This window comes from Pantoea sp. XY16 (assembly GCF_025153065.1).
GTDB lineage: Bacteria > Pseudomonadota > Gammaproteobacteria > Enterobacterales > Enterobacteriaceae > Pantoea > Pantoea alfalfae.
Genome location: NZ_JANZNP010000007.1, coordinates 104452 through 129600, shown reverse-complemented (window position 1 = coordinate 129600; position 25149 = coordinate 104452). Strand labels below are relative to the sequence as shown.

At 57.2% G+C, this 25149-nt stretch carries 20 protein-coding genes and 2 tRNA genes; 15 read left to right on the top strand and 7 right to left on the bottom strand.

Going from position 1 to position 25149, the window contains the following annotated elements; all coding sequences use genetic code 11:
- Positions 1–2: 2 nt before the first annotated feature.
- Positions 3–1181: an isochorismate synthase gene (locus N1689_RS12400; RefSeq protein ID WP_161731816.1), complete on the bottom strand. Its 1179-nt coding sequence runs from the start codon at positions 1179–1181 to the stop codon at positions 3–5.
- A 176-nt stretch (positions 1182–1357) separates the two neighbouring features.
- Here N1689_RS12400 and fepB point away from each other — a divergent pair, with 176 nt between their 5' ends.
- Complete coding sequence (fepB, locus tag N1689_RS12395; protein WP_110331232.1) at positions 1358–2326, top strand: Fe2+-enterobactin ABC transporter substrate-binding protein; 969 nt, start codon at positions 1358–1360, stop codon at positions 2324–2326.
- Here fepB and entS read toward each other — a convergent pair.
- Positions 2321–3565 (bottom strand): enterobactin transporter EntS, encoded by a 1245-nt coding sequence (gene entS, locus N1689_RS12390; RefSeq protein WP_161731818.1) that lies wholly within the window; start codon positions 3563–3565, stop codon positions 2321–2323. The genes fepB and entS overlap by 6 nt on opposite strands.
- Before the next feature lie 147 nt (positions 3566–3712).
- Here entS and fepD point away from each other — a divergent pair, with 147 nt between their 5' ends.
- The 3 genes from fepD to N1689_RS12375 are packed head-to-tail and all read left to right on the top strand — an operon-like array spanning position 3713 to position 6467.
- Positions 3713–4702 carry a Fe(3+)-siderophore ABC transporter permease gene (gene fepD, locus N1689_RS12385; RefSeq protein WP_260059037.1) on the top strand — a complete coding sequence of 330 codons (990 nt, stop codon included), beginning with the start codon at positions 3713–3715 and terminating at the stop codon, positions 4700–4702.
- Positions 4699–5679: an iron-enterobactin ABC transporter permease gene (fepG, locus tag N1689_RS12380; protein WP_260059036.1), complete on the top strand. Its 981-nt coding sequence runs from the start codon at positions 4699–4701 to the stop codon at positions 5677–5679. Before fepD ends, fepG begins: the two co-directional genes overlap by 4 nt.
- Positions 5676–6467, top strand: coding sequence for an ATP-binding cassette domain-containing protein (locus tag N1689_RS12375; RefSeq protein ID WP_161731825.1), 792 nt, complete (start codon positions 5676–5678; stop codon positions 6465–6467). Before fepG ends, N1689_RS12375 begins: the two co-directional genes overlap by 4 nt.
- A gap of 40 nt (positions 6468–6507) precedes the next feature.
- Here N1689_RS12375 and N1689_RS12370 read toward each other — a convergent pair whose 3' ends face one another.
- The 3 genes from N1689_RS12370 to fes form a co-directional block, all read right to left on the bottom strand.
- Positions 6508–10437, bottom strand: coding sequence for an enterobactin synthase subunit F (locus N1689_RS12370; RefSeq protein WP_260059033.1), 3930 nt, complete (start codon positions 10435–10437; stop codon positions 6508–6510).
- Positions 10430–10651 carry an MbtH family protein gene (locus N1689_RS12365; RefSeq protein ID WP_161731830.1) on the bottom strand — a complete coding sequence of 74 codons (222 nt, stop codon included), beginning with the start codon at positions 10649–10651 and terminating at the stop codon, positions 10430–10432. Before N1689_RS12365 ends, N1689_RS12370 begins: the two co-directional genes overlap by 8 nt.
- 96 nt (positions 10652–10747) lie before the next feature.
- Positions 10748–11959: an enterochelin esterase gene (gene fes, locus N1689_RS12360; protein WP_260059031.1), complete on the bottom strand. Its 1212-nt coding sequence runs from the start codon at positions 11957–11959 to the stop codon at positions 10748–10750.
- A 250-nt stretch (positions 11960–12209) separates the two neighbouring features.
- Here fes and N1689_RS12355 point away from each other — a divergent pair, with 250 nt between their 5' ends.
- Positions 12210–14477, top strand: coding sequence for a TonB-dependent siderophore receptor (locus N1689_RS12355; protein ID WP_260059029.1), 2268 nt, complete (start codon positions 12210–12212; stop codon positions 14475–14477).
- A gap of 61 nt (positions 14478–14538) precedes the next feature.
- On the opposite strand, the gene dacB is transcribed toward N1689_RS12355, so the two are convergent.
- Entirely contained in the window at positions 14539–15972 is a 1434-nt protein-coding gene (dacB, locus tag N1689_RS12350; RefSeq protein WP_010251813.1) for a serine-type D-Ala-D-Ala carboxypeptidase, read from the bottom strand.
- A gap of 249 nt (positions 15973–16221) precedes the next feature.
- Between dacB and greA the strand changes: the two genes are divergently transcribed.
- Positions 16222–16698 carry a transcription elongation factor GreA gene (greA, locus tag N1689_RS12345; RefSeq protein ID WP_010251811.1) on the top strand — a complete coding sequence of 159 codons (477 nt, stop codon included), beginning with the start codon at positions 16222–16224 and terminating at the stop codon, positions 16696–16698.
- 106 nt (positions 16699–16804) lie between these two features.
- On the opposite strand, the gene yhbY is transcribed toward greA, so the two are convergent.
- Complete coding sequence (gene yhbY, locus N1689_RS12340) at positions 16805–17098, bottom strand: ribosome assembly RNA-binding protein YhbY (RefSeq protein ID WP_010251809.1); 294 nt, start codon at positions 17096–17098, stop codon at positions 16805–16807.
- A 127-nt stretch (positions 17099–17225) separates the two neighbouring features.
- Here yhbY and rlmE point away from each other — a divergent pair, with 127 nt between their 5' ends.
- The 9 genes from rlmE (at position 17226) to nusA (ending at position 25136) form a co-directional block, all read left to right on the top strand.
- A complete protein-coding gene (gene rlmE, locus N1689_RS12335) occupies positions 17226–17855 on the top strand; it encodes a 23S rRNA (uridine(2552)-2'-O)-methyltransferase RlmE (protein WP_013359905.1) in 630 nt (209 codons plus the stop codon).
- Between the two features lie 113 nt (positions 17856–17968).
- On the top strand, positions 17969–19894 hold the full coding sequence (gene ftsH / locus N1689_RS12330) for an ATP-dependent zinc metalloprotease FtsH (protein WP_161731836.1): 1926 nt from the start codon (positions 17969–17971) through the stop codon (positions 19892–19894).
- A 79-nt stretch (positions 19895–19973) separates the two neighbouring features.
- Positions 19974–20813, top strand: a complete 840-nt coding sequence (folP, locus tag N1689_RS12325; protein ID WP_033731317.1) for a dihydropteroate synthase — start codon at positions 19974–19976, stop codon at positions 20811–20813.
- Positions 20810–22144 carry a phosphoglucosamine mutase gene (gene glmM, locus N1689_RS12320; RefSeq protein ID WP_161731838.1) on the top strand — a complete coding sequence of 445 codons (1335 nt, stop codon included), beginning with the start codon at positions 20810–20812 and terminating at the stop codon, positions 22142–22144. The genes folP and glmM overlap by 4 nt, the downstream gene beginning before the upstream one ends.
- A gap of 217 nt (positions 22145–22361) precedes the next feature.
- Complete coding sequence (secG, locus tag N1689_RS12315) at positions 22362–22700, top strand: preprotein translocase subunit SecG (RefSeq protein WP_003851074.1); 339 nt, start codon at positions 22362–22364, stop codon at positions 22698–22700.
- Between the two features lie 37 nt (positions 22701–22737).
- Positions 22738–22824, top strand: a tRNA-Leu gene (locus N1689_RS12310).
- A gap of 59 nt (positions 22825–22883) precedes the next feature.
- Positions 22884–22960, top strand: a tRNA-Met gene (locus N1689_RS12305).
- Positions 22961–23171: 211 nt separating this feature from the next.
- On the top strand, positions 23172–23624 hold the full coding sequence (gene rimP / locus N1689_RS12300; RefSeq protein WP_010251795.1) for a ribosome maturation factor RimP: 453 nt from the start codon (positions 23172–23174) through the stop codon (positions 23622–23624).
- A 24-nt stretch (positions 23625–23648) separates the two neighbouring features.
- The gene (nusA, locus tag N1689_RS12295; RefSeq protein ID WP_061061455.1) at positions 23649–25136 is read left to right on the top strand and encodes a transcription termination factor NusA; all 1488 of its coding nucleotides are present in this window, start codon (positions 23649–23651) and stop codon (positions 25134–25136) included.
- The last annotated feature ends 13 nt before the right edge of the window (positions 25137–25149 follow it).

Sequence of the window (25149 nt, the reverse complement as noted above, 5' to 3'; positions counted from 1 at the left end):
CTTTAGTGCAATCCAAAAGCGCGAAGCATGGTGTCGAGTTTGACGCCGGTCTCGCGCCACTCGGATTCAGGTTGTGAGTCCGCCACGATCCCCGCGCCAGCAAACAGCCGGACCCGCGGACCATTCACCGTGCCGCAGCGAATGGTGACGACCCATTCGCCGTTGCCCTGATCGTCACACCAGCCGACGATGCCGCCAAACAGCTGACGCTCAAACGGTTCAAGTTGCTGAATCAGCGCCTGAGCACGCTGATGCGGAAATCCGCTGAGCGCTGGTGTCGGATGCAGCAGGCAGGCCAGTGACAGTGCATTTTCGCGGTCGTCCAGTACTTCGCCCCGAATCTGCGTAGCGAGGTGCCACAGCGTGGCGGTGGTCAGCAGGGAAGGGGTTTCCGGGACCGACAGCAGGCGACTGCGAGGCTGCAGCGTCATGCGCATCGCATCCGTCACCAGTTTATGTTCATGCCGGTCTTTGGCTGACTGCATCAGGCTGTCACCTGAGGCCTGGTCACGCTGTGGATCGTTGTTGCGCGGCGCTGAACCGGCCAGCGGACAGGAGCTGAACTGTCGGCCCTGCTTACGAATCATCAGTTCCGGGCTGGCCCCCACCAGCGCGCCGCCATCGGGCAGCGGCAGATGAAAGTGATAGCTGTCAGGGTTCTGCGCCACGATGCGCTGCATCAGGGCGGCCGTATCGACCGGTTGTTCCGCCACGATTTCCATCAGCCGCGACAGCACCACTTTATCCGGATCGCCGCGCCGCGTGGCTGCCACGGCCTGCGCAACCATGTCAGTGAAGGTGTCGTGATCCGGCAGCGCGGTACGGCGACGAACTTCTGGCAGCTCGCTTTCAGCCGATGAGGCACGGGCTTTCAGATCGTCACGTTGAAAGGTCTGATATGACTCAGGGATAAACAGCGCTGCGGGCTGATCCACATCGAACGGGATCGCACCCACCAGAATGGGATGGGCTATGCCCTGTTTTCTGGCCGAGGCAAAATGATGCTGCAGTTGTTGCTGAAACTCTCCGGTCAGCTGCTCACCCTGGTTTACCGGGGCAGTGAGTGTCGTAAAACAGCCCTGAGTTGTCAGGCTTCGCCAGGGAGAAGTAAACAGGAAGCCACGGCAGAGTGCCGGAAAATCCTGCAGCAGGGGATGTTCAAATGCCAGCGATTCCACCATAATTTCACCTATAAATGATAAGATAACTAATAATGATTATCATTTGTATTATGTTGCAGTAACCTACGTCGAATAGCCGAAGGTGTCAATAAATACGCGGTGATTCAGCTGGTTTTGTTGGTTAAATCAGCACAAGTTGTCGCCCGGATTACCGGAGAGAAATAGGATGAAAACAAATGACTAAACAGGGAGTAACGTCGGCATTAGCGCTGTTTTTGCTGAGTATCACTCTGTTCAGCGTGACCGCTGTTGCACAGACCGGCTGGCCGCGCACCTTCGCGGGGGCAAAAGGTCAGGTCACCCTGGCTCAGGCACCGACTCGCATTGTCTCGACCAGTGTCACCCTGACCGGATCGCTGCTGGCGATTGATGCGCCGGTAGTTGCCAGTGGCGCAACCGCACCCGGCAGCCGGCTGGCTGATGAGCAGGGATTCTTCCGGCAGTGGGGGCGTGTGGCGAAACAGCGTGGCGTAAAGCGGCTCTATATTGGTGAACCCAATGCGGAAGCGATCGCTGCGGAAGCGCCAGACCTGATTGTGGTCAGCGCCACCGGTAATGATTCAGCGATCAAACTGGCCGATCAGCTCTCGGCGATTGCACCGGTACTGGTCGTTAACTATGACGATAAAAGCTGGCAGCAGCTGGTGACGCTGCTGGGTGAGGCGACCGGGCATGAGGCGGATGCCGCTGCCCGGATAAGCGAGTTCGACGCGCGTGAAAAGGCGCTGAAGGCAAAGCTGACCCTGCCTCCGCAGCCGGTTTCTGCAATGGTGTGGAACGGAGATGGCCGGGCTGTGAATCTCTGGACGGAGGCATCGGCACAGGGGAAGTTACTGCAGGCGCTGGGCTTCACGCTGGCAACGCCACCGGCGACGCTTCAGTCCGCTCACAGCATGGGACAGCGTAAAGATATTCTTCAGCTGTCAGGCGAAAATCTGGCGGAAGGCCTGAATGGGCAGACTTATCTGCTGTTTGCCGCCGAAGATAACACGGCTGCGCAGGTAATGAGCAATGCTTTTCTGGCGCAGACCCCAGCGGTGCGCGCTAAAGCGGTCTATGCGCTGGGGCTGGATAGCTTTCGTCTCGACTACTACAGCGCCAGTCATTTACTGACGCGGCTGGAAGCGCTGTTCGTGAAATCATGATGTGGCTTCGTCGGGGGCAGGCCGTTGATAGCGTCGCAGGCGGCCCATCAGCAGCCACATGATGAGACCCAGCACGGTGGCTGCCAGGCCAGAGAGGGCGGCTGCCTGCTGCGGCAACAGCAGTGAACCCATCGCGCCAATGATTGCTGCACCTATCGCATCGCCGGTGACATTCTGCGCTGTCCAGAGGCTGTTGATCCTGCCAAGCAGTGCATCGGGCGTCAGCGTCTGAATCATCGCGTACTGCACCAGGCTGCTGATGGCACTGAAATAACCAAAGGCCACGAGGCAGATCAGACTCAGGCTGAACCACGGCATCAGGCTGAACAGAGCCAGTGCGACGAATGCCGCGATGGCACTGACCAGAATCAGGCGGCCCGGCTGTGGCGACTGCGCCAGCCGTCCGCTGGTCAGCGCGCCTGTCGCAGCACCCAACGGCACGGCGGCGTACATCAGCCCCAGCTCCGTCAGACCGACCTGCCAGTGAGGGGCCAGCGCCGGATAGAGCACGCGCACCGCGCTGGCTAACGTCACCAGCGCGCCAGTCAGCGCCGCCATACCTACAATCGGCGTATCGAACAGGAAGCGGACGCCGCTGCTTAGTGCCTTTATGGGATGTTCACGCGGCTGCTGCGGTGGCGCAAGCGGCGGCAATCGCAACAGGGTTAACACCGTCAGCAGCGTGCCGAACGCGGCCAGCCCGTAGTTCCACGCCACACCGCCCTGAGCAATCACCATACCCGCAATCGCGGGTGACAGAATCGCGCCAAAGCGCACCGTCAGCATAGTAATGGCACCCGCCTTCATCAGATTCTCACGCCCGACCAGCGCCGGCGTGGCCGCCAGCAGCGCCGTGACGCCTATCGCGCCGAAAAAGCCATCCCAGAGTCCCAGCACGAAGACGGCGATGACCGACGGTGAAGGGAGCAGGGCATTTATGCACAACGCGGCAAAGCCCAGGCCACAGGTGGATCGGGCAAACAGGATCAGGCGACGACGCTCATAGCGATCGGCCAGCACGCCGCCGGTCAGCAGGCCGATAAACATACCGGCTCCGGCCAGCGTCACCGCCAGTCCTACCAGCAATGGTGATTGCGTCAGCTGCTGAATCTGAACCGGGACCGCCACCGCCAGCATGCCGAGAGCGACAATCGAGATAAAGCGGGCGATAAACAGGGCGCGAAAGGCGGGATGGGTTCTCAGCAGAGTGAGATCGATAAAATGGGAGGGTTTGTTCATAGCGTCGCTTTTTTGCACCCATTTTCCTCATTATTGAATCTGAGAGTCATGGTAACATACAAAAAACAGTTAATAACGATAACAAGTATCATTATCATAAACACTCGCAATTGCGGGCCATGTTGAATTCGTGAAGGTTTAAACGTTATGCGTCAACTCCGTGCAATAGCCGGTTCAGGGATGCTGCTATTGTTGCTTATTGCGCTCAGCCTGATGCTGGGTGCCAGACCTGTCCCCTTTCATGATGTCACACATGCCTTACTCTCCGACTGCAGCCGCATCGATTGCGTGATCGTGCGCGATGCCCGGCTGCCGCGAACCCTGGCGGGACTGCTGGCCGGGATCAGTTTAGGTCTGTCGGGCGCACTGATGCAGAGCCTGACGCGCAATCCACTGGCCGATCCAGGCATTCTTGGTGTGAATGCCGGAGCAGGTTTTGCGGTGGTGCTCGGCATCGCGCTCTCTGGCGCCGATTCTCCTGCGGAATGGCTGGGTTTTGCTTTTACGGGTGCACTGCTGGCGTCGCTGCTGGTGGCCCTGACGGGGGCGATCGGCGGTGGCCGCGTGAATCCGCTGCGTCTGACGCTGGCAGGCGTGGCGCTGGGTGCGGTGCTGGAGGGCTTAACATCTGGCCTGTCGCTGCTTAATCCCGATATTTACGATCATCTGCGTTTCTGGCACAGCGGCTCGCTGGATATCCGCAATTTCGCCATTCTGCGCACTGTCTTTCCGGCGGTCGTGGCCGGGAGCCTGCTGGCGCTGCTGCTGGCACGTTCGCTCAACAGCCTGAGTATGGGCGGAGATATGGCAACCGCGCTGGGCACCCGTGTGATGCGTACTCAACTGGTGGGATTGCTGGCGATTGCACTGCTGAGCGGTGCGGCGACGGCGGCAGTCGGACCCATCGCCTTTGTCGGGTTAATGACACCGCATCTGGCCCGCTGGCTGCTGGGCAACGATCATCGCTGGATGCTGCCGGGAACCCTGGTGATCACGCCCTGTCTGCTGCTGGCCGCCGATATTCTTGGACGGCTGCTGATACCGGGTGAACTGCGCGTGTCAATTGTCACGGCCATTCTCGGTGCGCCGATGCTGATTGTGCTGGTGCGCCGTAAGCTGGGAAAAGGGCAGATATGACACGGATGATGATCAATGCGTTACTGCTGTTGATGGCCTGCGGGGTGCTGGCTTTTCTGGGCATCACGCGCGGCACCTTACCGATCTCCGCCAGCCAGTTATGGGCACTTCTCAACGGCGAGGCAGCGCGCAATGTTCAGCTGATTGTACTGGAGTGGCGTCTGCCGCGCGTCATGATGGCGCTGCTGATTGGTGCGGCGCTCGGCGTCAGCGGGGCGATTTTCCAGTCGCTGCTGCGCAACCCGCTGGGCAGTCCCGATATTCTGGGTTTTAACACTGGCGCTTATAGCGGTGTACTGGTGGCGCTGGTGCTGTTCCAGCAAAACATGGAAGGGATGACGCTGGCGGCGCTGGCAGGCGGGCTGCTCACTGCAGGTGTGGTCTGGCTGTTCAGCTGGCGCAACGGCGTGGAGACTTTCCGGCTGATTATTGTCGGCATCAGCGTGCGGGCACTGCTGATGGCGCTGAACAGCTGGCTGATTATCAGTGCTTCACTGGAGGCGGCACTGAGCGCCGGGCTCTGGAGCGCCGGTTCACTTAACGGTATTACCTGGGCGAAAACCACGCCGGTGATCATCGTGCTGCTGCTGGCGCTGCTGGCAACAGGCATGCTGGCCCGCCGCATGCGACTACTGGAGATGGGTGACGACACGGCCTGTGCGCTGGGCGTTCCGGTTGAGCGCAGCCGCCTCATGCTGATGCTGACGGGTGTTATCCTCACCGCCGCCTCGACGGCGCTGGCCGGTCCGATCTCCTTTATTGCGTTGCTGGCACCGCAGATTGCGCGGCGGCTCAGTGGTGGCACTAAAGGCGCGCTGCCGCTGGCGGCCTTGTGTGGCGCGCTGCTGTTAATCGCCGCGGATTACGCCGCGCAGCACTTTTTCCTGCCTTATCAGCTGCCGGTTGGCGTAATCACGGTCAGCCTGGGCGGACTCTATCTGATTGCACTACTGGTGCGGGAGGCACGACGTCAATGAAAGTGACAACACGTTTGCAGGGCGACGCGCTGACGCTGGGCTATGACAAAAAAATCGTGGCGGAGAATCTCTCTGTGGCGATCCCTGACGGTGAGCTGACCGTGATCATCGGTCCCAACGCCTGCGGAAAATCGACGCTGCTGCGTACCTTAAGCCGCCTGGTCTCGCCGCTGCAGGGCGAGGTGCTGCTGGATGGCAATACCATTGCTCACTACGCCACCAAAGAGGTGGCACGCCGGCTGGGGCTGCTGCCGCAAAGCTCGAACGCGCCTGCGGGTATCAGCGTCAGCGAACTGGTGGCGCGCGGGCGTTATCCGCACCAGTCGCTGTTCGGGCGCTGGCGACAGGAAGATGAGGCAGCGGTGCAGCAGGCCATGCAGGCCACCGGCGTGGCCGATTTAGCGCAGCAGCAGGTTGATACGCTCTCTGGCGGTCAGCGGCAGCGGGTGTGGATTGCGATGGTGCTGGCTCAGCAGACACCGCTATTGCTGCTGGATGAACCGACCACCTGGCTGGATATTGCCCATCAGATTGAACTGCTGGAATTAATGCAGGATCTCAATCAGCAGCATGGCCGAACGCTGGTGGTGGTGCTGCACGATCTTAATCAGGCGTGCCGCTACGCCAGCCACCTGATAGCGATGCGCGACGGGAAAATCGTTGCCGAAGGGAAACCGGCGGAGATTGTAACGCCGGAACTGATAGACGCGATCTACGGCCTGCGCTGCCTTATCATCAGCGATCCGGTGGCCGGTACGCCGATGATTGTACCGCTGGGCAGAGGCTGACCCGCGCCTTCTCCGGTGAATAAGCGCAGGTCAGGATGACTCAGGAAATCAGCGTTGCCAGACACTGCTGCAGTCGTGGGCCGATCTGCTCGAACATGCGCGGTGAGATGATCTCGACGTGCGCACAGTCCAGCGGCCAGATAGTCAGTCCGCCAACCCAGGGCGCCCAGGCGCGGCGTGCATCCTGACCGGGCAACTGGGTCTGTTGCGCCAGGAACAGCGTGGCGTGCCCACTAAAGCGGGCACTGCGCGCCGTGGCCAGCAGGCGCACCGAACTGGCATAGTTGGCTTCAATGGTGGTAAACAGTGCCTCCATTCCTTCACCGGCCTGCTCGCGCTGTGCTGCGATAAACTGCTCGCGCTCACGATTAACCTCTTCCAGCACCGCCGGATCCAGCACGTTTTCGCCGCGCCGTTCATCCCAGTTCTGCGTCTCCGGCGGCCAGGTATCCAGCAGTCCGAGGAAAGCAACGGTTTCACCTTCGGCCTCCAGCCGCGCGGCGATACCCTGCGCCAGCGTGCCGCCCAGCGAATAGCCCAGGAAATAGTAGGGCCCCTCTGGCTGCTGCTGGCGCACCGTCGCCAGATGCGCCTCACACACCGCGTCAAGGTGCTGCGCCTGATTCAGCGGGCTGGTGATATCAGGTGACTGAATGCCGAGCAGCGACCAGCGGGCATCCAGATAGCGCTGCAACACGCTGAACTGCCAGGCAAAACCTGAGGCGGGATGGAAGCAGAACAGCGTCGGGCCGGTAGTACGCCGCAGCGGCAAGACCGCCTCAAATCCGGCGCGGGCTGTCTCCGCGGGTTCACTACTAAGCAGGACGGCCAGCTTTTCTACCGTAGCTGCCACCATAATCTGGCCCACTGACACCGGCTGATTCAGCGTCCGCCGCAGCTGCGCCGCCAGCCGCATCGCCAGCAGCGAATGACCACCCAGCGCAAAAAAATCATCCTGTGCGCTGACGGACTCACGTTCCAGCAGCGTGGCGAACGCCTGCGCCAGCGTCGTTTCCAGACCCGGGTACGGTGCACGACCGGCAGCCGCTGTTCGGGTCTGTGGCAGCGGCAGCGCTTTACGATCCAGCTTGCCGTTGCTGCTGAGCGGTAATGCCGCCAGCTGAACAATCGCCACCGGCACCATATGCGCCGGTAACTGTGTCGCCAGAGTCTGGCGCATGACGTCGGCATCAATTGAGCCCTCTGCCACCACATAGCCGACCAGTTGGCGGGCATCACCCTGCTGGTCGCTGCTGCTGCCCAGTACCACTGCATGCGTCACGGCCTGCACAATGCCAGGCAGCGCAGCCATGGCGTGGTCGATCTCGTTCAGCTCGATACGCTGTCCGCGAATTTTAAGCTGATCGTCGCTGCGACCCAGATACTCCACCGCACCATCCGGCAGCCAGCGCGCCACATCACCGGTGCGGTACATCCGGGAGCCGTGACCCCACGGATCGGCGACAAACCGGCTGGCAGTGAGGTCGGGACGATCAAGATAGCCATGCGCCAGCTGCACGCCGGTCAGCCAGAGATCGCCAGCCACGCCCGGTGGCACCGGCTGCAGACGCGCATCCAGAATCCGTAAGCCGGTGTTCCAGACCGGGAAGCCAATCGGCACGCTGGCACCGTCGACGGCCGCCAGCGCCGGTCCGAAAGCCGGGTAGAAGCTGACATCCACTGCCGCTTCGGTCGGGCCATAAAGATTATGCAAGGGCACCCGGGTCAGCGTCTGCCACTGGCGCGACAGCTCAGCGGGCAGCGCTTCGCCGCTGCAGAAAACCCGGCGCAGGGTGGCGCAACGCGCTATCGCGTCACCTTCCTCCAGCGAGGCGACAAAAGCAGCCAGCATCGACGGAACAAAATGGGTGGTGGTCACGCGGTAGCGGGCAAATAGCTGCTGCAGCGCGTCCGGGTCGCGGTGGGCATCAGGCGGTGCCATCACCAGCTGTGCGCCAGCGATCAATGGCCAGAAGAACTCCCACACCGAGACATCAAAGCTGCTCGGCGTTTTCTGCAGCACCACATCATCACCGCCGAGCGGATAACGATCCTGCATCCACAGCAGCCGGTTGACGATCGCCTCATGACTGACCAGCACGCCTTTTGGCCGACCGGTCGAACCAGAGGTATAGATGAGGTAAGCGCCATCATGCGGACGCGGAGCCTGTGTCAGCACGCTATCCACCGGAGTTAACAGCACGTCGTAAAACAGCGGCGCGGCCGGTGAGAGAGCCGCCAGCCTGTCTGCCAGTTCGCGGCAGGTGATCAGCATTTTCGGCGCGGCATCTTCCAGCATCATCTTCAGCCGATCGTCCGGGTAGCCGGTATCAAGCGGCAGCCAGGTTGCGCCTGTGCTGACAATCGCCTGCAGCGCCAGTGATAAAAAGACCGAGCGCGGCAGCGCCACGGCGACGATGTCACCCCGCGTCACACCCTGCGCAATCAGCTGTTGTCCCAGCGCGGCGACCTGCTGTTGCATCTGCTGATAATTAAGCTGATGCGCCTCATCCGCCAGCGCCATAGCGTGCGGCGTACGCTGCGCCTGCAGCAGCAGCAGGCTGCTTAGCGTCTCTGCAGGCAGCATCACAGCCGTCTGATTGACCGCTGCCAGCTGTTGATGTTCTTCCGGCATCAGCATATCCAGCTCGCCACAGGCGCACGCTGGCCGGACGGCAAGCTGCTCAAGCAGCAGACCAAAGCGACTGGCATGTTGCTTCAGCGCGGTTTCACTATAGCGCTCTGCATTAGCCAGTAGTTCCAGCGTGAGGTCGCCCTGTTCGCTGAGGTAGATAGCAATCTCCAGATCGCGAACCGGGCCTGACGCCAGCTGATGAGTGATGCCTTCAATGCCGGCGAAATCGAGCTGATAGTCGAATATCTTCAGGTTAATCACCGGCCCATAGAGCGGAGCACTGTCACCAAACCGGCCCAGATCGCGCTGCACCTGCTCAGCGTCGTAACGCTGATGACGGCGCATTTTTCTGACTTCGCCCGCCAGACGCCCGGCCAGTGCCGTCAGCGGCTGTGCCGGGTCGTAATGGATTGCCATAGGCAAAACGTTGATCACCGGACCGGTGGCGCAGAGCGCGGCCGAGCCGATGCGGCGCATAAAGATGAAACCGGCGGCGAACGCATGCTGACCGGTGAGGCGCGCCAGCCATAACGCCACCAGCGCAAAGGCGGTGTCCGCAGCACTGAGGTTGTGCTGCCCGGTGTGCGTCAACAAAGCCTGAAAAGTGTTGCGATCCACGGCAAACGTATGGCGTAGCAGGTCGGTACTGGCGCTCTGACCGGCCAGCGGCAGAGCGGACAACGAGGCGGGCGCAGGTAACTGCGCGCCTTTCTCCAGCCAGAACTGGCGATCGCGCTGCCAGGCCAAAGAGTTGTGATAGCGCTGATACTCGTCGACGACCTCGCTGAACGGGACAAAGGGGCTCGGCTCCGGCGTGTCGCCGTGCTGCCAGGCGCTGTAGAGATGGGCGATGCGGCGGGTCAGGGCGGTGAAACTAAAACCATCGACCACCAGATGATGGTAGCGCTGATACCAGTACCAGTGATCCTCGCCCAGCCGAAGCAGGCTGTGATGATAGAGCGGCGCACCGCTCAGTATCCGCAGGTCACCGGACATATCCTGCTGCATCAGCGCACGTGCTGATGCCTCAGGATCGGCGGCATCGCGCAGATCGATCACCTCAGGCTCGCGGAAATCCTGGGGGGCAGGCCACTGTAGCGGTTCACCCTCCAGCTCGCCAAAGGCCATATTCAGTGTGTCCGCTTCCTGCATGCCAGCAATTATGGCCCGTGACAGCAGCGCGCTGTTCAGCACACCGTGCAGTTCGACAAAATGCGCCACGGCGTAAGCATTGGAATAGGGCGATAGCTGGTCAGCGATCCAGATTCCGGGCTGAGCGGCCACCAGCGGCAACGTTTTTTGCTCTGTCAGCGGGTTCAGAGTGGTCTCAGACATTGCGGCTCCCACTGTCCTGCGTCATAACCGGACGGATATCGTGCCAGTTTTCATTCAGCCAGCTCAGGCAACGGGCCTGTGGTTCGGGCCCATAAACAGGCTGCCATCCTGGCGGAACCGCACAAAAGGCGGGCCATAAGCTGTACTGCTGCTGAGCATTTTTCAGTACCTGACAATCCTGCTGGGGATCGTCGAAAGGATTGCGTTGTTGCATGTTGGTCTCCTGTCCGAAGTCGTCGGGCGTATAAACGCCGATCTCCTGGGTATCCTTTTTCTTTTAATGGCGCACAGACGGCGGGATATCAGCGGGTTATGACGATTGCCACATAGCGTTGAGGCCTGCCAGCATTCCGCCGCGCCAGCACAGCGCATCGTGACCGCCTTCAATCGGGTGATAGCTGACCTGATGTCCTGCCAGAGTCAGATCGCGCTGAAACTGTTCGTTTGCTGCCAGAATCAGGCGTTCGCGCCGCCCCGCCTCCAGATAAAAGCGCCGGGAGGGCGCCTGCAGCAAACCCTGCTGTAACTGCTGCGGCAGCCAGCCATTCGGGTCACCGCGCGCGGGCCACCAGAACGAACCGGAAAGACTGACGGCACCCGCAAAAGTTTCCGGCCAGTTCAGGGTGGCGTAAGCGGCAGAAAGGCCGCCAAAACTCTGTCCGGCCACCAGCGTGCTGTCGGCCCGAAACGGTGCCCACTGCTGAATTTGTGGTAACAGCTCGTGCTGAATCGCCAGCCAGAAGTCAGGGTTACAGGTCAGTTCACGCGTGCGGTGTTCGCGGTCGATGATGTCGATCATGACATAGACCGCAGGAGGCAGCTCGCCTGCCTCAGTGAGTTGCTGAAGCGGACCGGCAACCGGCATGCTGTGCGCCCAGAACTGACCATCCAGCAGCAGTGCCAGCGGACGATCGCCTGCACTGGCGTCTCCGGTGACAGCGATCCAGATCTGACGCTGGTTTCCCAGCCGTTCGCTGCGCCACAAATAGTGTTGCAGCGGAATATCGGCGGCACGGCCCTCATCAACCGCACGCCACACCTGTTGATCCGGCGCGCGTGGCAGGTGCAGCGGCGAGACCCTCATTCCGCGTCCACCTGCCCAGCTACGCAAAGGATTCAGCGGGTCGCTTTGTGCCTGCCGGAATTTCTGACTCCACCACTGGCGCAGCGCCTGCATATCAGCCTGCCCGGCAAACGTCTCTGTCTGGTTGTCAGGGATCAGGCAGTAGCTGCCGCGCCAGTCAGCGGGCAGGGTGGTTTGCCACCACCAGACATCGGTATCAGGAACAGGTGTTAAGGAGGAAGGTGAGGCTGTGTGATGATGATCGGTTACACCGGTAATGTTGATCCAGACGCGCCGGGTATCAGAGTGCAGCGGGTCACCCTGCGGATCACGCCAGAAAAAAGTGACCTGACAGGTCCCCTTTTCAGCGGGTTCAATCAGGGGAATGCCCTGTCGCTGCAGCTGCTGCCACCAGCGTTCGCTGCCGGTCTCTTCGTTTAACCACGCTATTCGCGCCATGATTCAATCACACTTGCTTAGAGTCATGCATGTTACAGATAATAGTATTGATAATTATTTGCATTTGCAATAGGGTGTTTCCGCTCGACAGGGAGCGCGCGCATTCTCTCTGCCGCATCGGATTTCAGACGGACGCAACGCGGTTCTGAAGCCGGTGTGGCGGGAAGGTTAATGCGTTGCAGGCAAGGTTATGACCTTTTTACCGGTACGCCGGCAGTGGCATGCTCGCTGGCACTCCAGGAACAGAAAAATGAAAAAGATATCCCGGCTTTCGTTAGCCATTATGATTGAACTGGGTCTCACGGCCTCTCTCATTTCTGCCGGTGCCGTGGCTGCTGAAGCCACCCGCGAACCCGCTATCGACAGCAGCACCTCCGATCCCCTCCACGACGACACCATGACGGTCACCGCCGCTGAGCAGACGCTGCAGGCCCCTGGCGTGTCAACGATTACCGCCGACGAAATCAAAAAACATCCGCCTGCGCGCGACGTCGCCGAAATCATCCGCACCATGCCCGGTGTCAATCTGACCGGTAACTCCACCAGCGGCCAGCGCGGTAATAACCGTCAGATCGATATCCGTGGTATGGGGCCGGAAAATACCCTGATCCTGATCGATGGCCTGCCGGTGACCAGCCGCAATGCGGTGCGGCTTGGCTGGCGTGGCGAGCGCGACACACGCGGCGACACTAACTGGGTACCGCCAGAGATCATTGACCGCATTGACGTCATCCGGGGTCCGGCAGCGGCCCGCTACGGCAATGGTGCGGCGGGTGGTGTGGTCAATATCATCACCAGGAAAGAGATGGATAATCAGTGGCACGGCTCGTGGAGCGCCTATTACAACGTGCCGCAACACAAGGAGGAGGGCGCGACGCGGCGTACTAACTTCAGTCTTGAAGGACCGCTGGGCGATGATGTCAGTTTCCGGCTCTATGGCGGTCTGGCAAAAACGCAGGCTGATGCTTACGATATCAATGAAGGGCACGCCGCAGACCGCACCGGCAGTTACGCGGGATCCTACCCGGCGGGCCGCGAAGGTTCAGTCAATAAAGATATTCATGGCCTGCTGCGCTGGGCGTTTGCACCAATGCAGGCGCTGGAAGTGGGGGCCGGTTACAGCCGTCAGGGCAACCTCTATGCTGGCGACACCCAGAACACCAATACCAACGCGCTTGTGAAAAGCAAATATGGTGACGAAACCAACCGGCTCTATCGGCAGAACTTTTCAGTTAAGTGGACCGGCGCCTGGGATAATGGCATCAGCACCAACACCTATGCGCAGTATGAAAACACCCGCAACTCGCGTCTGAATGAAGGGCTGGCGGGCGGCACTGAAGGGATCTTTTCCAACAGCAATTTCAACACTATCCAGCTGGATGATGTGTTGCTGCACAGCGAGATCAGCGTGCCCTTTGAGTGGCTGGTGAATCAGACTGCAACTTTTGGCACGGAATGGAATCAGCAGCGGATGAAGGATCCGTCCTCGACGACGCAGGCCGCCAGCTACGGTTCGATTCCGGGTATCGCCACCACCGGACGCTCTCCCTATTCGCAGGCGGAGATCTTCTCACTGTTTGCGGAAGACAATATTGAGCTGACTGACAGCACCATGCTGACGCCCGGCCTGCGCTTCGATCACCATTCGATTGTCGGCGATAACTGGAGCCCGTCGCTCAACCTCTCACAGGGATTAGGCGATGAGTTCACGCTGAAAATGGGCATTGCGCGCGCTTATAAAGCGCCGAGCCTCTACCAGACTAACCCGAACTATCTGCTTTACAGCAATGGCCAGGGCTGCGCGGCCAGTGCCGGTGCCTGTTATCTGATGGGTAATGATGACCTGAAAGCGGAAAACAGCATCAATAAAGAGATTGGACTGGAATGGAAGCGCGACGGCTATCAGGCGGGTCTGACCTGGTTCCGCAACGACTACCGGAACAAGATTGAGGCAGGCACGGCTCCCACCGGCACGGCGTCTAACGGCAAAACCGACATCTACAAATGGGAAAATGTGCCCAAAGCGGTGGTTGAGGGGCTCGAAGGTACGGTTAACGTCCCGTTCTCCGACAGCCTGACGTGGAACAACAACTTCACGTATATGCTGCAGAGCAAAAATAAAGAGACCGGCGATCGCCTGTCAATTATTCCGGCGTATACGCTCAATTCGACGCTGAGCTGGCAGGCGATGCAGGATCTCTCTCTCCAGACAACCCTGACCTGGTACGGTAAACAGGTGCCGAAGAAGTATGACTATAAAGGTAACGCCGTCACCGGCAGCGCGACCGATCAGGTCAGTCCCTATTCGGTTGTAGGCATGAGCGGCACCTATGACGTTAATAAATATGCCAGTGTCACCGTGGGTATCGACAACCTCTTCGACAAGCGTCATTTCCGTCAGGGCAATGCGCAGACTACCGGCAATGCCACCACCGGCGCTTACCTCTACGGCGCAGGAGCCAATACCTTTAACGAATCGGGCCGCACATTTTATATGAGCGTGAACACCCGCTTCTGATCGGTTCAGCCATAAAAAACGCAGCAGGTTGATCGCCTGCTGCGTTTTTATTTCTGCTTAATCAGTTGTTCTGATTGATATCGCGGTAGAGTCGGCTTTCAAAACGCACCAGTGGAATACGGCGGGTACGTTGATCTTCCGGCGGCACTGCATAACCGGAAAGGAACTGAACAAATGCCACTCTTGCACCGCTGGAAGTGGTAATAAAGCCCGCCAGATTATAGACGCCCTGCAGTGAACCGGTTTTCGCCGAGACCTTGCCATCCAGTCCCGCCTCATGCAGCCCGCCACGATACTGTAGCGTGCCGTCGTAACCCGCCAGGGGCAACATCGAAATATAATCCAGCGTGTTGTCATTCTTCGCAATGAACTGCAACACCTGCATCATGGTTTGCGGCGAAATCAGATCGTGGCGCGACAGACCGGAACCATCAACCTGAATGCTGTTACCCATATCGACATTGGCTTTGGCTTTCAGGATACGGCGGACAGCATCCTGCCCGGCACGGAAGGTACCGGGCACGTTGAAGTAGTGATGACCAATGGTGCGGAAGACCGTGTCGGCTATCATGTTGTCTGACTTCTTCAGCATGGTGTGCAGCAGCGTGTGCAGCGGCGCAGACTGGGTCGATGCCAGTACGGTACCTGGCTCCGTGACCTGCGTCTGGCGCACCAGATGGCCACTGTAGTCAATCTCTGACGAGCGCAGCTCTGCCTTAAGGATTTCACCTGCCCAGGCCGCGCCATCCTGCACCGCAAAGGCCAGCGGCAGAGGTTCGGCACGCTGGCGCATACAGCCTGTCAGGGTGTAACGGTTCAGCTCACCTGGAACCACATCCAGTTCGCAATATTGCCCTTCACCGCTGTTACGGCCGATGGTGCGGACCTGGCTGTACATATGCGCCGGATAATAGGAGGCGATGCGCACAAACGCATTTTCACCTGGCGTATTGGCACTGTAGAGCGACACCGAGAAGCAGTTTTTATCCACAATCGCGGCACCCGGCGGGGCGCTGAAGCACTGGGTCATATCGTTCCACGGCCAGCCCGGTGCCATGTCGTGACTGGCAAAAACCGAGGTGTCGATAACCAGGTTGCCTTTGATATGGTTAATACCCTGCTTCTTTATTGCCGCGACCATGTTGCGCAGATCCTGACGGCTTAAAGTTGGATCACCGCCGAAACGTGCGACTAAGTCGCCGTTCAGGGTGCCATCTATAATGGCACCCCGGGTCTCAAACGTGGTCTGAAAACGGAAGTCGCCACCCAGTTCCAGCAATGCCGCCAGCGCCGTCACCACTTTCATGGTACTGGCGGGCAGGGCCATCTGTTTGCCGTGGTAATCAATGATCGGTGTTGATGCACCCACTTTCTGAACCATCAGCGCCAGATTGGCGCCATCTGGCAGGTACTGCATGTATTCATCAACTGGCGCTGCGTGTGCCTGCAGCATAAATGCGCAGCTTAATCCGGTAACAAGTCGTGAAAATCGCATAATCTCGCGGTAACTGGCAGGTGAGGGCGTCAATACTACGTCGCTGGACGGTGCAAAGTAAACGATGACCCGCAGGGAACTCTGGGGTAAAATACGTATCAAATTGCAAAACTCTTTTCTGGCCTGGAAGCATCTCCGGGTCAGGATTCTTTTATTTGCAAAAACGGGCTAATGCGCCGCAGAGCGCTTTTTTCTGCGGTCACCGGTCAGGATGACATCGTTAAACAGGAAAGAGGGCGAGGAGCTTAAATGAATCAGATTCCGATGACGTTAAGAGGCGCTGAAAGATTGCGCGAAGAGCTGAACGAGCTGAAAACCGTGAAGCGCCCGCGCATTATCGCCTCTATCGCTGACGCACGCGAACATGGCGATTTAAAAGAGAACGCGGAATATCACGCTGCGCGTGAAGAGCAGGGCTTTTGTGAAGGCCGTATTCAGGAGATTGAAGCCAAACTCTCCAATGCGCAGGTTATCGATGTTACGCAGATGCCTAAAACCGGCCGCGTGATCTTCGGCGCAACGGTGACCGTGCTGAACGTCGAGACCGACGAAGAAGCCACGTATCGCATCGTGGGCGATGACGAAGCAGACTTTAAGCAAAATCTGATTTCAGTCAATTCGCCAATGGCGCGTGGTCTGGTGGGTAAAGAGGCCGATGATGTGGCTATCGTAAAAACCCCGGGCGGCGACGTTGAATATGAGATTCTGAAGGTGGAATACCTTTAAGATGTTGCTACGCTTTGAAAAGCGCTGAAGCACAATGTAAAGAAAGGAAAAAGGCCGCATTGCGGCCTTTTATCTGAGGTAAGAGCATGTCACTTTCTTTGCCCACTTAGCGTGGCAGAGAAATTTTGCTCTCTTTAGAGGGGCGATACAGCACCAGCGTTTTGCCGATCACCTGTACGTTGCTGGCACCGGTCTCACGCACGATAGCCTCGACGATCAGCTGTTTCGTTTCACGATCTTCAGAGGCGATTTTTACCTTAATCAGTTCGTGATGCGACAGAGCCTGCTCGATTTCGGCCAGCACGCCTTCAGTCAGGCCATTGCCACCCAGCATAACAACTGGCTTGAGCGGATGGGCGAGGCCCTTGAGGTGCTGTTTTTGTTTGGTACTTAGATTCATCGTAGTTTTTTACTTACTCAGGGATTGAAAACGGTTCATTCTACCGCCATCTCGGGTATATCACCAAATCGACGCAACCCATTGCGTGCAGGTTTATCGCTACGATGACGATTTAACTGGAATTATTATGACGGGTAAAAAGCGTTCGGCCAGCTCCAGCCGCTGGCTTCAGGAACACTTTAGCGATAAATATGTGCTTCAGGCGCAGAAAAAAGGGTTGCGTTCGCGCGCCTGGTTTAAACTTGATGAAATACAACAGGGTGACAAGCTTTTCAAACCCGGCATGACCGTGGTAGATCTGGGTGCTGCACCTGGTGGCTGGTCGCAATATGTGGTTCAGCAAATCGGGAATAAAGGGCGCATCATTGCCTGTGATATCCTGCCAATGGATCCGATAGTCGGTGTCGATTTCCTTCAGGGCGATTTTCGTGAAGAATCGGTGATCAATGCGCTGCTTGAGCGCGTTGGCGATCAGAAAGTCCAGGTTGTCATGTCCGATATGGCGCCGAATATGAGTGGTACACCTGCCGTAGATATTCCCCGGTCGATGTATTTAGTAGAACTGGCGCTGGAGATGTGTCGGGATATCCTGGCACCTGGCGGCAGTTTTGTAGTGAAAGTGTTTCAGGGAGATGGCTTCGATGAATACCTGCGGGAAATTCGCTCCCTGTTTACGAAAGTGAAAATTCGTAAGCCGGACGCTTCACGTTCACGTTCACGTGAAGTGTACATTGTGGCGACTGGGCGCAAACTATAACCAAATTGCTGGAGACGTCCGCAGCTTTGCTGCGATTCCATGTATGCAGGATCTATAGTACCCTACGCTATCTGTTAACACCGATGTAATATGAGGTTAATCCCTTGAGTGACATGGCGAAAAACCTGATTCTCTGGTTAGTCATCGCGGTCGTGCTGATGTCAGTATTCCAGAGCTTTGGGCCCAGCGAGTCAAATGGCCGTCGGGTTGATTATTCAACCTTCCTGTCGGAAGTGAACCAGGATCAGGTCCGCGAGGCACGTATTAACGGGCGTGAAATTAACGTCATTAAAAAAGACAGCAATAAATACACGACCTACATTCCTGTCAACGATCCCAAGTTGCTTGATAACCTCTTGACCAAAAACGTCAAAGTGGTTGGCGAACCGCCGGAAGAGCCAAGCCTGCTGGCTTCCATCTTCATTTCGTGGTTCCCGATGCTGCTGCTGATCGGTGTGTGGATCTTCTTTATGCGTCAGATGCAGGGCGGCGGCGGTAAGGGCGCGATGTCCTTCGGCAAAAGCAAAGCCCGCATGTTGACGGAAGACCAGATTAAAACCACTTTCGCCGATGTAGCAGGTTGTGACGAAGCGAAAGATGAGGTGGCTGAGCTGGTGGAATATCTGCGCGAGCCGAGCCGTTTCCAGAAGCTGGGCGGTAAAATTCCAAAAGGCGTTCTGATGGTGGGCCCGCCGGGTACCGGTAAAACCCTGCTGGCAAAAGCGATTGCCGGTGAAGCCAAGGTGCCTTTCTTCACTATCTCCGGTTCTGACTTTGTGGAAATGTTTGTCGGTGTCGGTGCATCCCGTGTGCGCGACATGTTCGAACAGGCCAAGAAAGCCGCTCCGTGCATCATCTTTATCGATGAGATCGATGCTGTGGGTCGTCAGCGTGGTGCCGGTTTAGGCGGTGGTCATGATGAACGTGAGCAGACGCTGAACCAGATGCTGGTTGAGATGGATGGTTTCGAAGGTAACGAAGGTATTATCGTTATCGCCGCGACTAACCGTCCTGACGTACTGGACCCTGCGCTGCTGCGTCCAGGCCGCTTTGACCGTCAGGTTGTGGTTGGTCTGCCAGACGTACGTGGTCGTGAGCAGATCCTGAAAGTGCATATGCGTCGTGTGCCACTGGCAACCGACATTGATGCCGCAATCATTGCACGTGGTACGCCAGGCTTCTCAGGTGCCGATCTGGCCAACCTGGTGAACGAAGCCGCGCTGTTCGCCGCTCGTTCAAACAAGCGCGTGGTGTCGATGGTTGAGTTCGAGAAAGCGAAAGACAAAATTATGATGGGTGCGGAACGTCGCTCCATGGTGATGACGGAAGCGCAGAAAGAGTCAACGGCTTACCACGAAGCGGGCCACGCCATTATTGGCCGCCTGGTGCCAGAGCATGATCCGGTGCATAAAGTTACGATTATCCCGCGCGGCCGTGCGCTGGGTGTGACCTTCTTCCTGCCTGAAGGCGACGCGATTAGCGCCAGCCGTCAGAAACTGGAAAGCCAGATCTCAACGCTGTACGGTGGTCGTCTGGCAGAAGAGATCATCTACGGTGTGGAACATGTTTCTACCGGTGCGTCCAACGACATTAAAGTCGCGACTAATCTGGCACGTAACATGGTGACGCAGTGGGGCTTCTCTGAAAAACTGGGTCCGTTGCTGTATGCAGAAGAAGAGGGTGAAGTGTTCCTTGGACGTTCTGTCGCGAAAGCGAAACATATGTCTGATGAAACAGCCCGCATCATTGACCAGGAAGTTAAACACCTGATCGACAGCAACTACCAGCGTGCCCGCCGCATTCTGGGTGAGAACATGGACATCCTTCACGCCATGAAAGACGCGCTGATGAAGTATGAAACCATTGATGCACCGCAGATCGACGACCTGATGGCACGCCGCGAAGTGCGTCCGCCTGCGGGCTGGGAAGATCCAGGCAGCAACTCAGACAGCAACGGTACGCCAAAAGCGCCACGTCCGGTTGATGAACCGCGTACGCCGAACCCAGGCAATACCATGTCAGAGCAGTACAACAAATAAGACGCATCATTGTCAGACAAAACCCCGGCTGGTCCGGGGTTTTTTACATCCAGATATTGATCAGCAAGGAGTTTTCACCATGAAGTTGTTTGCCCGTGATTCCCATCTCGATTTATCTTTTCCTCATGTGATGGGCATTCTGAATGTCACGCCGGACTCTTTTTCAGATGGTGGTAAACATAACGCGCTGGTCGATGCGCTGACGCATACCAATGAGATGGTCAACGCAGGCGCAACCATTATCGATGTCGGCGGTGAATCAACCCGTCCTGGCGCAGATGAAGTGAGTGTGGAGGAGGAGCTGGAGCGGGTCATTCCGGTAATCGATGCCATTGCCCAGCGTTTCGAAGTGTGGATTTCAGTAGACACCTCTAAAGCCGACGTAATCAGGGAAGCCGCACGAGTGGGTGCTCACATCATTAACGATGTCCGCTCACTCTCTGAGCCGGGTGCGCTGGAAGCCGCAGCGGCTACCGGACTTCCTGTCTGTTTAATGCATATGCAGGGCGAACCGCGCACCATGCAGCAGGCACCGGTTTACGAAAACATCTTAAGCGAAGTGGACACTTACTTCGCTCAGCAGATTGCGCGCTGCGAAGCGGCGGGAATTAAAAAAGAGCAGCTGATACTCGACCCGGGCTTCGGTTTCGGTAAAAATCTCAGCCACAATTATGAACTGCTGGCTCATCTCAGCGATTTTCACCACTTTGGTCTGCCGCTGCTGGTGGGGATGTCGCGTAAATCGATGATTGGCCAGTTGTTAAATGTTGGCCCGTCACAGCGTTTAACCGGCAGCCTGAGCTGCGCGGTGATTGCTGCCATGCAGGGCGCGCAGATTATTCGCGCGCATGATGTAAAAGAGACGGCCGAAGCGATGCGCGTGGTCGAAGCGACCCGAAGAGCAAAAGGAGCATCATGAGTAATCGTAAATATTTCGGTACAGATGGCATTCGCGGCAAAGTCGGTGAAACACCTATCACGCCTGATTTCGTCCTGAAGCTGGGCTGGGCCGCGGGTAAAGTACTGGCGCGTCACGGTTCGAAAAAGATCATTATCGGCAAAGATACCCGTATCTCGGGCTATATGCTGGAGTCTGCGCTGGAAGCAGGCCTCGCCGCCGCGGGCCTGACCGCTGCGTTTACCGGTCCGATGCCGACCCCCGCCATCGCCTATCTGACCCGTACCTTCCGCGCAGAGGCGGGCATCGTTATTTCAGCGTCGCACAATCCGTTTGACGATAACGGCATTAAATTCTTCTCGTCCGAAGGCACCAAACTGCCTGATGACGTGGAAGAAGCGATTGAGCTGGAGATGGAAAAGCCGATTACCTGTGTTGAATCAGCCCAGTTAGGCCGCGCCAGCCGCATTGTTGATGCAGCGGGGCGTTACATTGAGTTCTGTAAGGGGACTTTCCCCAGTGAACTCAATCTGAATGGCCTGAAAATTGTGGTCGACTGTGCCAATGGTGCGACTTACCACATTGCGCCGAATGTCCTGCGCGAGCTGGGCGCAACCGTCATCGCAATCGGTGTCCAGCCAGACGGCATGAACATCAACAAAGAGTGCGGTGCCACCGATCTTAAACTGCTGCAGCAGCGCGTACTGGCGGAGAAGGCCGATATTGGTCTGGCCTACGACGGCGATGGCGACCGCATCATGATGATTGACCATCTGGGCGACAAAGTAGATGGCGACCAGATCCTCTACATCATTGCACGTGAAGCGCTGCGTCAGGGACAGTTACGCGGCGGTGTAGTGGGTACGCTGATGAGCAACATGGGCCTGGAATTAGCGCTGAAACAGCTCGGCATTCCGTTTACCCGTGCCAAAGTCGGTGACCGTTATGTGCTGGAGAAGATGCAGGAGAAGGGCTGGCGTCTCGGCGCGGAGAACTCCGGTCATGTGATCCTGCTGGATAAAACCACCACCGGCGACGGTATCGTTGCAAGTTTGCAAGTGCTCACTGCGATGGTGCGTAACCACATGAGCCTGCACGATCTCTGCAGTGGTATGAAGATGCTGCCGCAGGTTCTGGTCAACGTACGCTTCGCGGGCGAGCATGACCCGCTGCAAAACGACGCCGTGAAAACGGTCACCGCTGATGTTGAAAAAGCGCTGGCGGGTCGCGGACGCGTTCTGTTGCGTAAGTCAGGCACTGAGCCGCTAATTCGTGTGATGGTCGAAGGCGAAAATGAGGCGCAGGTCACCGAACTGGCTAATCGTATTGCCGATCAGGTCAAAGCGGTTTAAACCTCTTAAAGGCGGTGCTCAGAATGCTGAACCGCCTGTAAAATCACCGGGATGGCGCTTTTTTCTGCAATCAGTTTGCGTAAGAGAAATTGCACTTGCAGAGATATGCGCCTTTGGTTAGTATTCACACCCGCTTCTGATGGGTGATGACGAGACGCCCCATCAATACTGGTTGAAGCTTTAACTGTACGATTATCGTGCAAGGAACAGGTTGAATATGTACGAAGCTCTTTTGGTTGTTTTCCTTATTGTAGCTATCGCCCTCGTGGGTATGATCATGCTGCAGCAAGGCAAAGGCGCTGATATGGGAGCCTCATTCGGTGCAGGCGCATCCGGTACGGTGTTTGGTTCTTCGGGTTCAGGTAATTTCATGACCCGTACTACTGGCATCCTAGCGGCACTGTTCTTCATCATCAGCCTGGTTCTGGGTAATCTGAACAGCAATAAAGCCTCGAAAGGAAGTGAGTGGGAAAATCTTTCTGCGCCAGCGCAGTCTTCTCAACAGACTGAAAAGCCAGCTCAACCGGTTACACCGGGCAGCGATATTCCTAAGTAAGATCGTCAGCACAACGAATCGTTGTGGTCAGTGCAGTGCCGTGGTGGTGGAATTGGTAGACACGCTACCTTGAGGTGGTAGTGCCCGATTGGGCTTACGGGTTCAAGTCCCGTCCTCGGTACCAAATCGTAGTATCACTTGCATTTTATGCAGGTCTGGCGTATTATTCGCCACGTTTTCGGACGCGGGGTGGAGCAGCCTGGTAGCTCGTCGGGCTCATAACCCGAAGGTCGTCGGTTCAAATCCGGCCCCCGCAACCACTTTCCCTTTGAGTTCTTTTTCAAATATACTGTATGCATCGACGGACGCATTCACGGCTATTTTTTGAAAGAAAATTCTTTGGATGGAGTCCGGGCCGCGTTGCGGCATACAGGGTCCAGTGACTAAAAGCCCCGAATATTCGGGGTTTTTTGTTATTAGCGAATCGTAATACTGGGCTATAGGCCCTTTTTTTATGTCTTGGGGGTGGGCTTGTCCACATTAGAGCAAAAATTGACAGAGTTGGTATCGGCTCCCGTAGAAGCGCTGGGTTACGAACTGGTTGGAATTGAATTCGTTCGTAGTCGCACATCTATCCTGCGCATCTATATTGATAGTGAAGATGGCATCAATGTCGATGATTGCGCCGATGTCAGCCACCAGGTAAGTGCGGTAATGGATGTTGAAGATCCGATTACTGTACCTTACAACCTTGAAGTCTCTTCACCGGGACTCGATCGTCCTCTGTTCACCGCAGAACACTACACCCGTTTTATGGGTGAAGAAGTGAGTCTGGTGTTGCGTATGGCCGTTCAGAACCGCCGTAAATGGCAGGGAACCATCAAGTCAGTTGATGGCGAGATGATCACGGTGCACGTTGAGGGTAGCGATGAAGTGTTCGCGCTGAGTAATATTCAGAAAGCGAACCTGGTCCCCCACTTTTAAAAGTCCGGATTGAGGCTAACCAGGATGAACAAAGAGATCTTAGCTGTTGTAGAAGCCGTTTCTAACGAAAAAGCCCTGCCGCGTGAGAAAATCTTCGAAGCGCTGGAGAGCGCGCTGGCGACTGCGACCAAGAAAAAGTACGAGCAGGAAATTGAAGTACGCGTCAGCATTGATCGCCGCAGTGGCGATTTCGATACTTTCCGCCGCTGGGAAATCGTAGAAGAGGTGACACAGCCGACGCGCGAGATCACGCTGGATGCGGCCCGCTTCGAAGATGAAGCATTCAATCTGGGCGAATATGTCGAAGATCAGATTGAATCGGTCACCTTTGACCGTATCACTACCCAGACCGCTAAGCAGGTTATCGTGCAAAAAGTGCGCGAAGCTGAGCGCGCGATGGTGGTTGATCAGTTCCGTGAGCAGGAAGGCGAAATCATCACCGGTGTGGTGAAGAAAGTTAACCGCGACAACATTTCCCTCGACTTAGGCAGCAATGCCGAAGCGGTCATTCTGCGCGAAGATATGCTACCGCGTGAAAACTTCCGTCCAGGCGACCGTATTCGTGGCGTACTCTACTCTGTACGTCCGGAAGCGCGTGGCGCGCAGCTGTTTGTGACGCGTTCCAAACCGGAAATGCTGATTGAACTGTTCCGCATTGAGGTGCCAGAAATTGGCGAAGAACTGATTGAAATTAAAGCCGCTGCCCGTGATCCGGGTTCCCGCGCTAAAATTGCAGTCAAAACCAACGACAAACGTATCGATCCGGTGGGTGCCTGTGTGGGCATGCGCGGCGCGCGTGTTCAGGCGGTTTCCAGTGAACTGGGCGGCGAGCGTATCGATATCGTGCTGTGGGACGATAACCCGGCGCAGTTTGTTATTAACGCCATGGCTCCGGCCGATGTGGCATCAATCGTGGTTGATGAAGATAATCACACCATGGATATCGCCGTAGAAGCTGGCAATCTGGCTCAGGCGATCGGCCGTAACGGCCAAAACGTGCGTCTCGCTTCGCAGCTGAGTGGCTGGGAGCTGAACGTGATGACCGTCGATGATCTGCAGGCTAAGCATCAGGCTGAAGCGCATGCAGCGATCGATATGTTCACTAAACATCTCGACATCGACGAAGAGTTCGCCACCGTACTGGTGGAAGAGGGCTTCTCCTCGCTGGAAGAGCTGGCATACGTGCCAATCAACGAGCTGCTGGAAGTCGACGGCCTCGACGAAGAGACCATTGAAGCCCTGCGTGAACGAGCAAAAAATGCGTTAACCACCCTGGCACTGGCGAAAGAAGAGAGTCTTGGAAATCAGGAGCCCGCTGCGGATCTTCTGAATCTTGAAGGCCTCGATCGTGCGCTGGCGTTCCGCCTGGCGTCAAAAGGCGTTTGCACGCTGGAAGATCTCGCTGAGCAAGGTGTTGACGATCTGACGGATATTGAAGGCATGTCTGATGAACAGGCCGGCGCGCTGATTATGGCCGCACGTAATATCTGCTGGTTCGGCGATGACGCGTAATAACAGGAAGGAA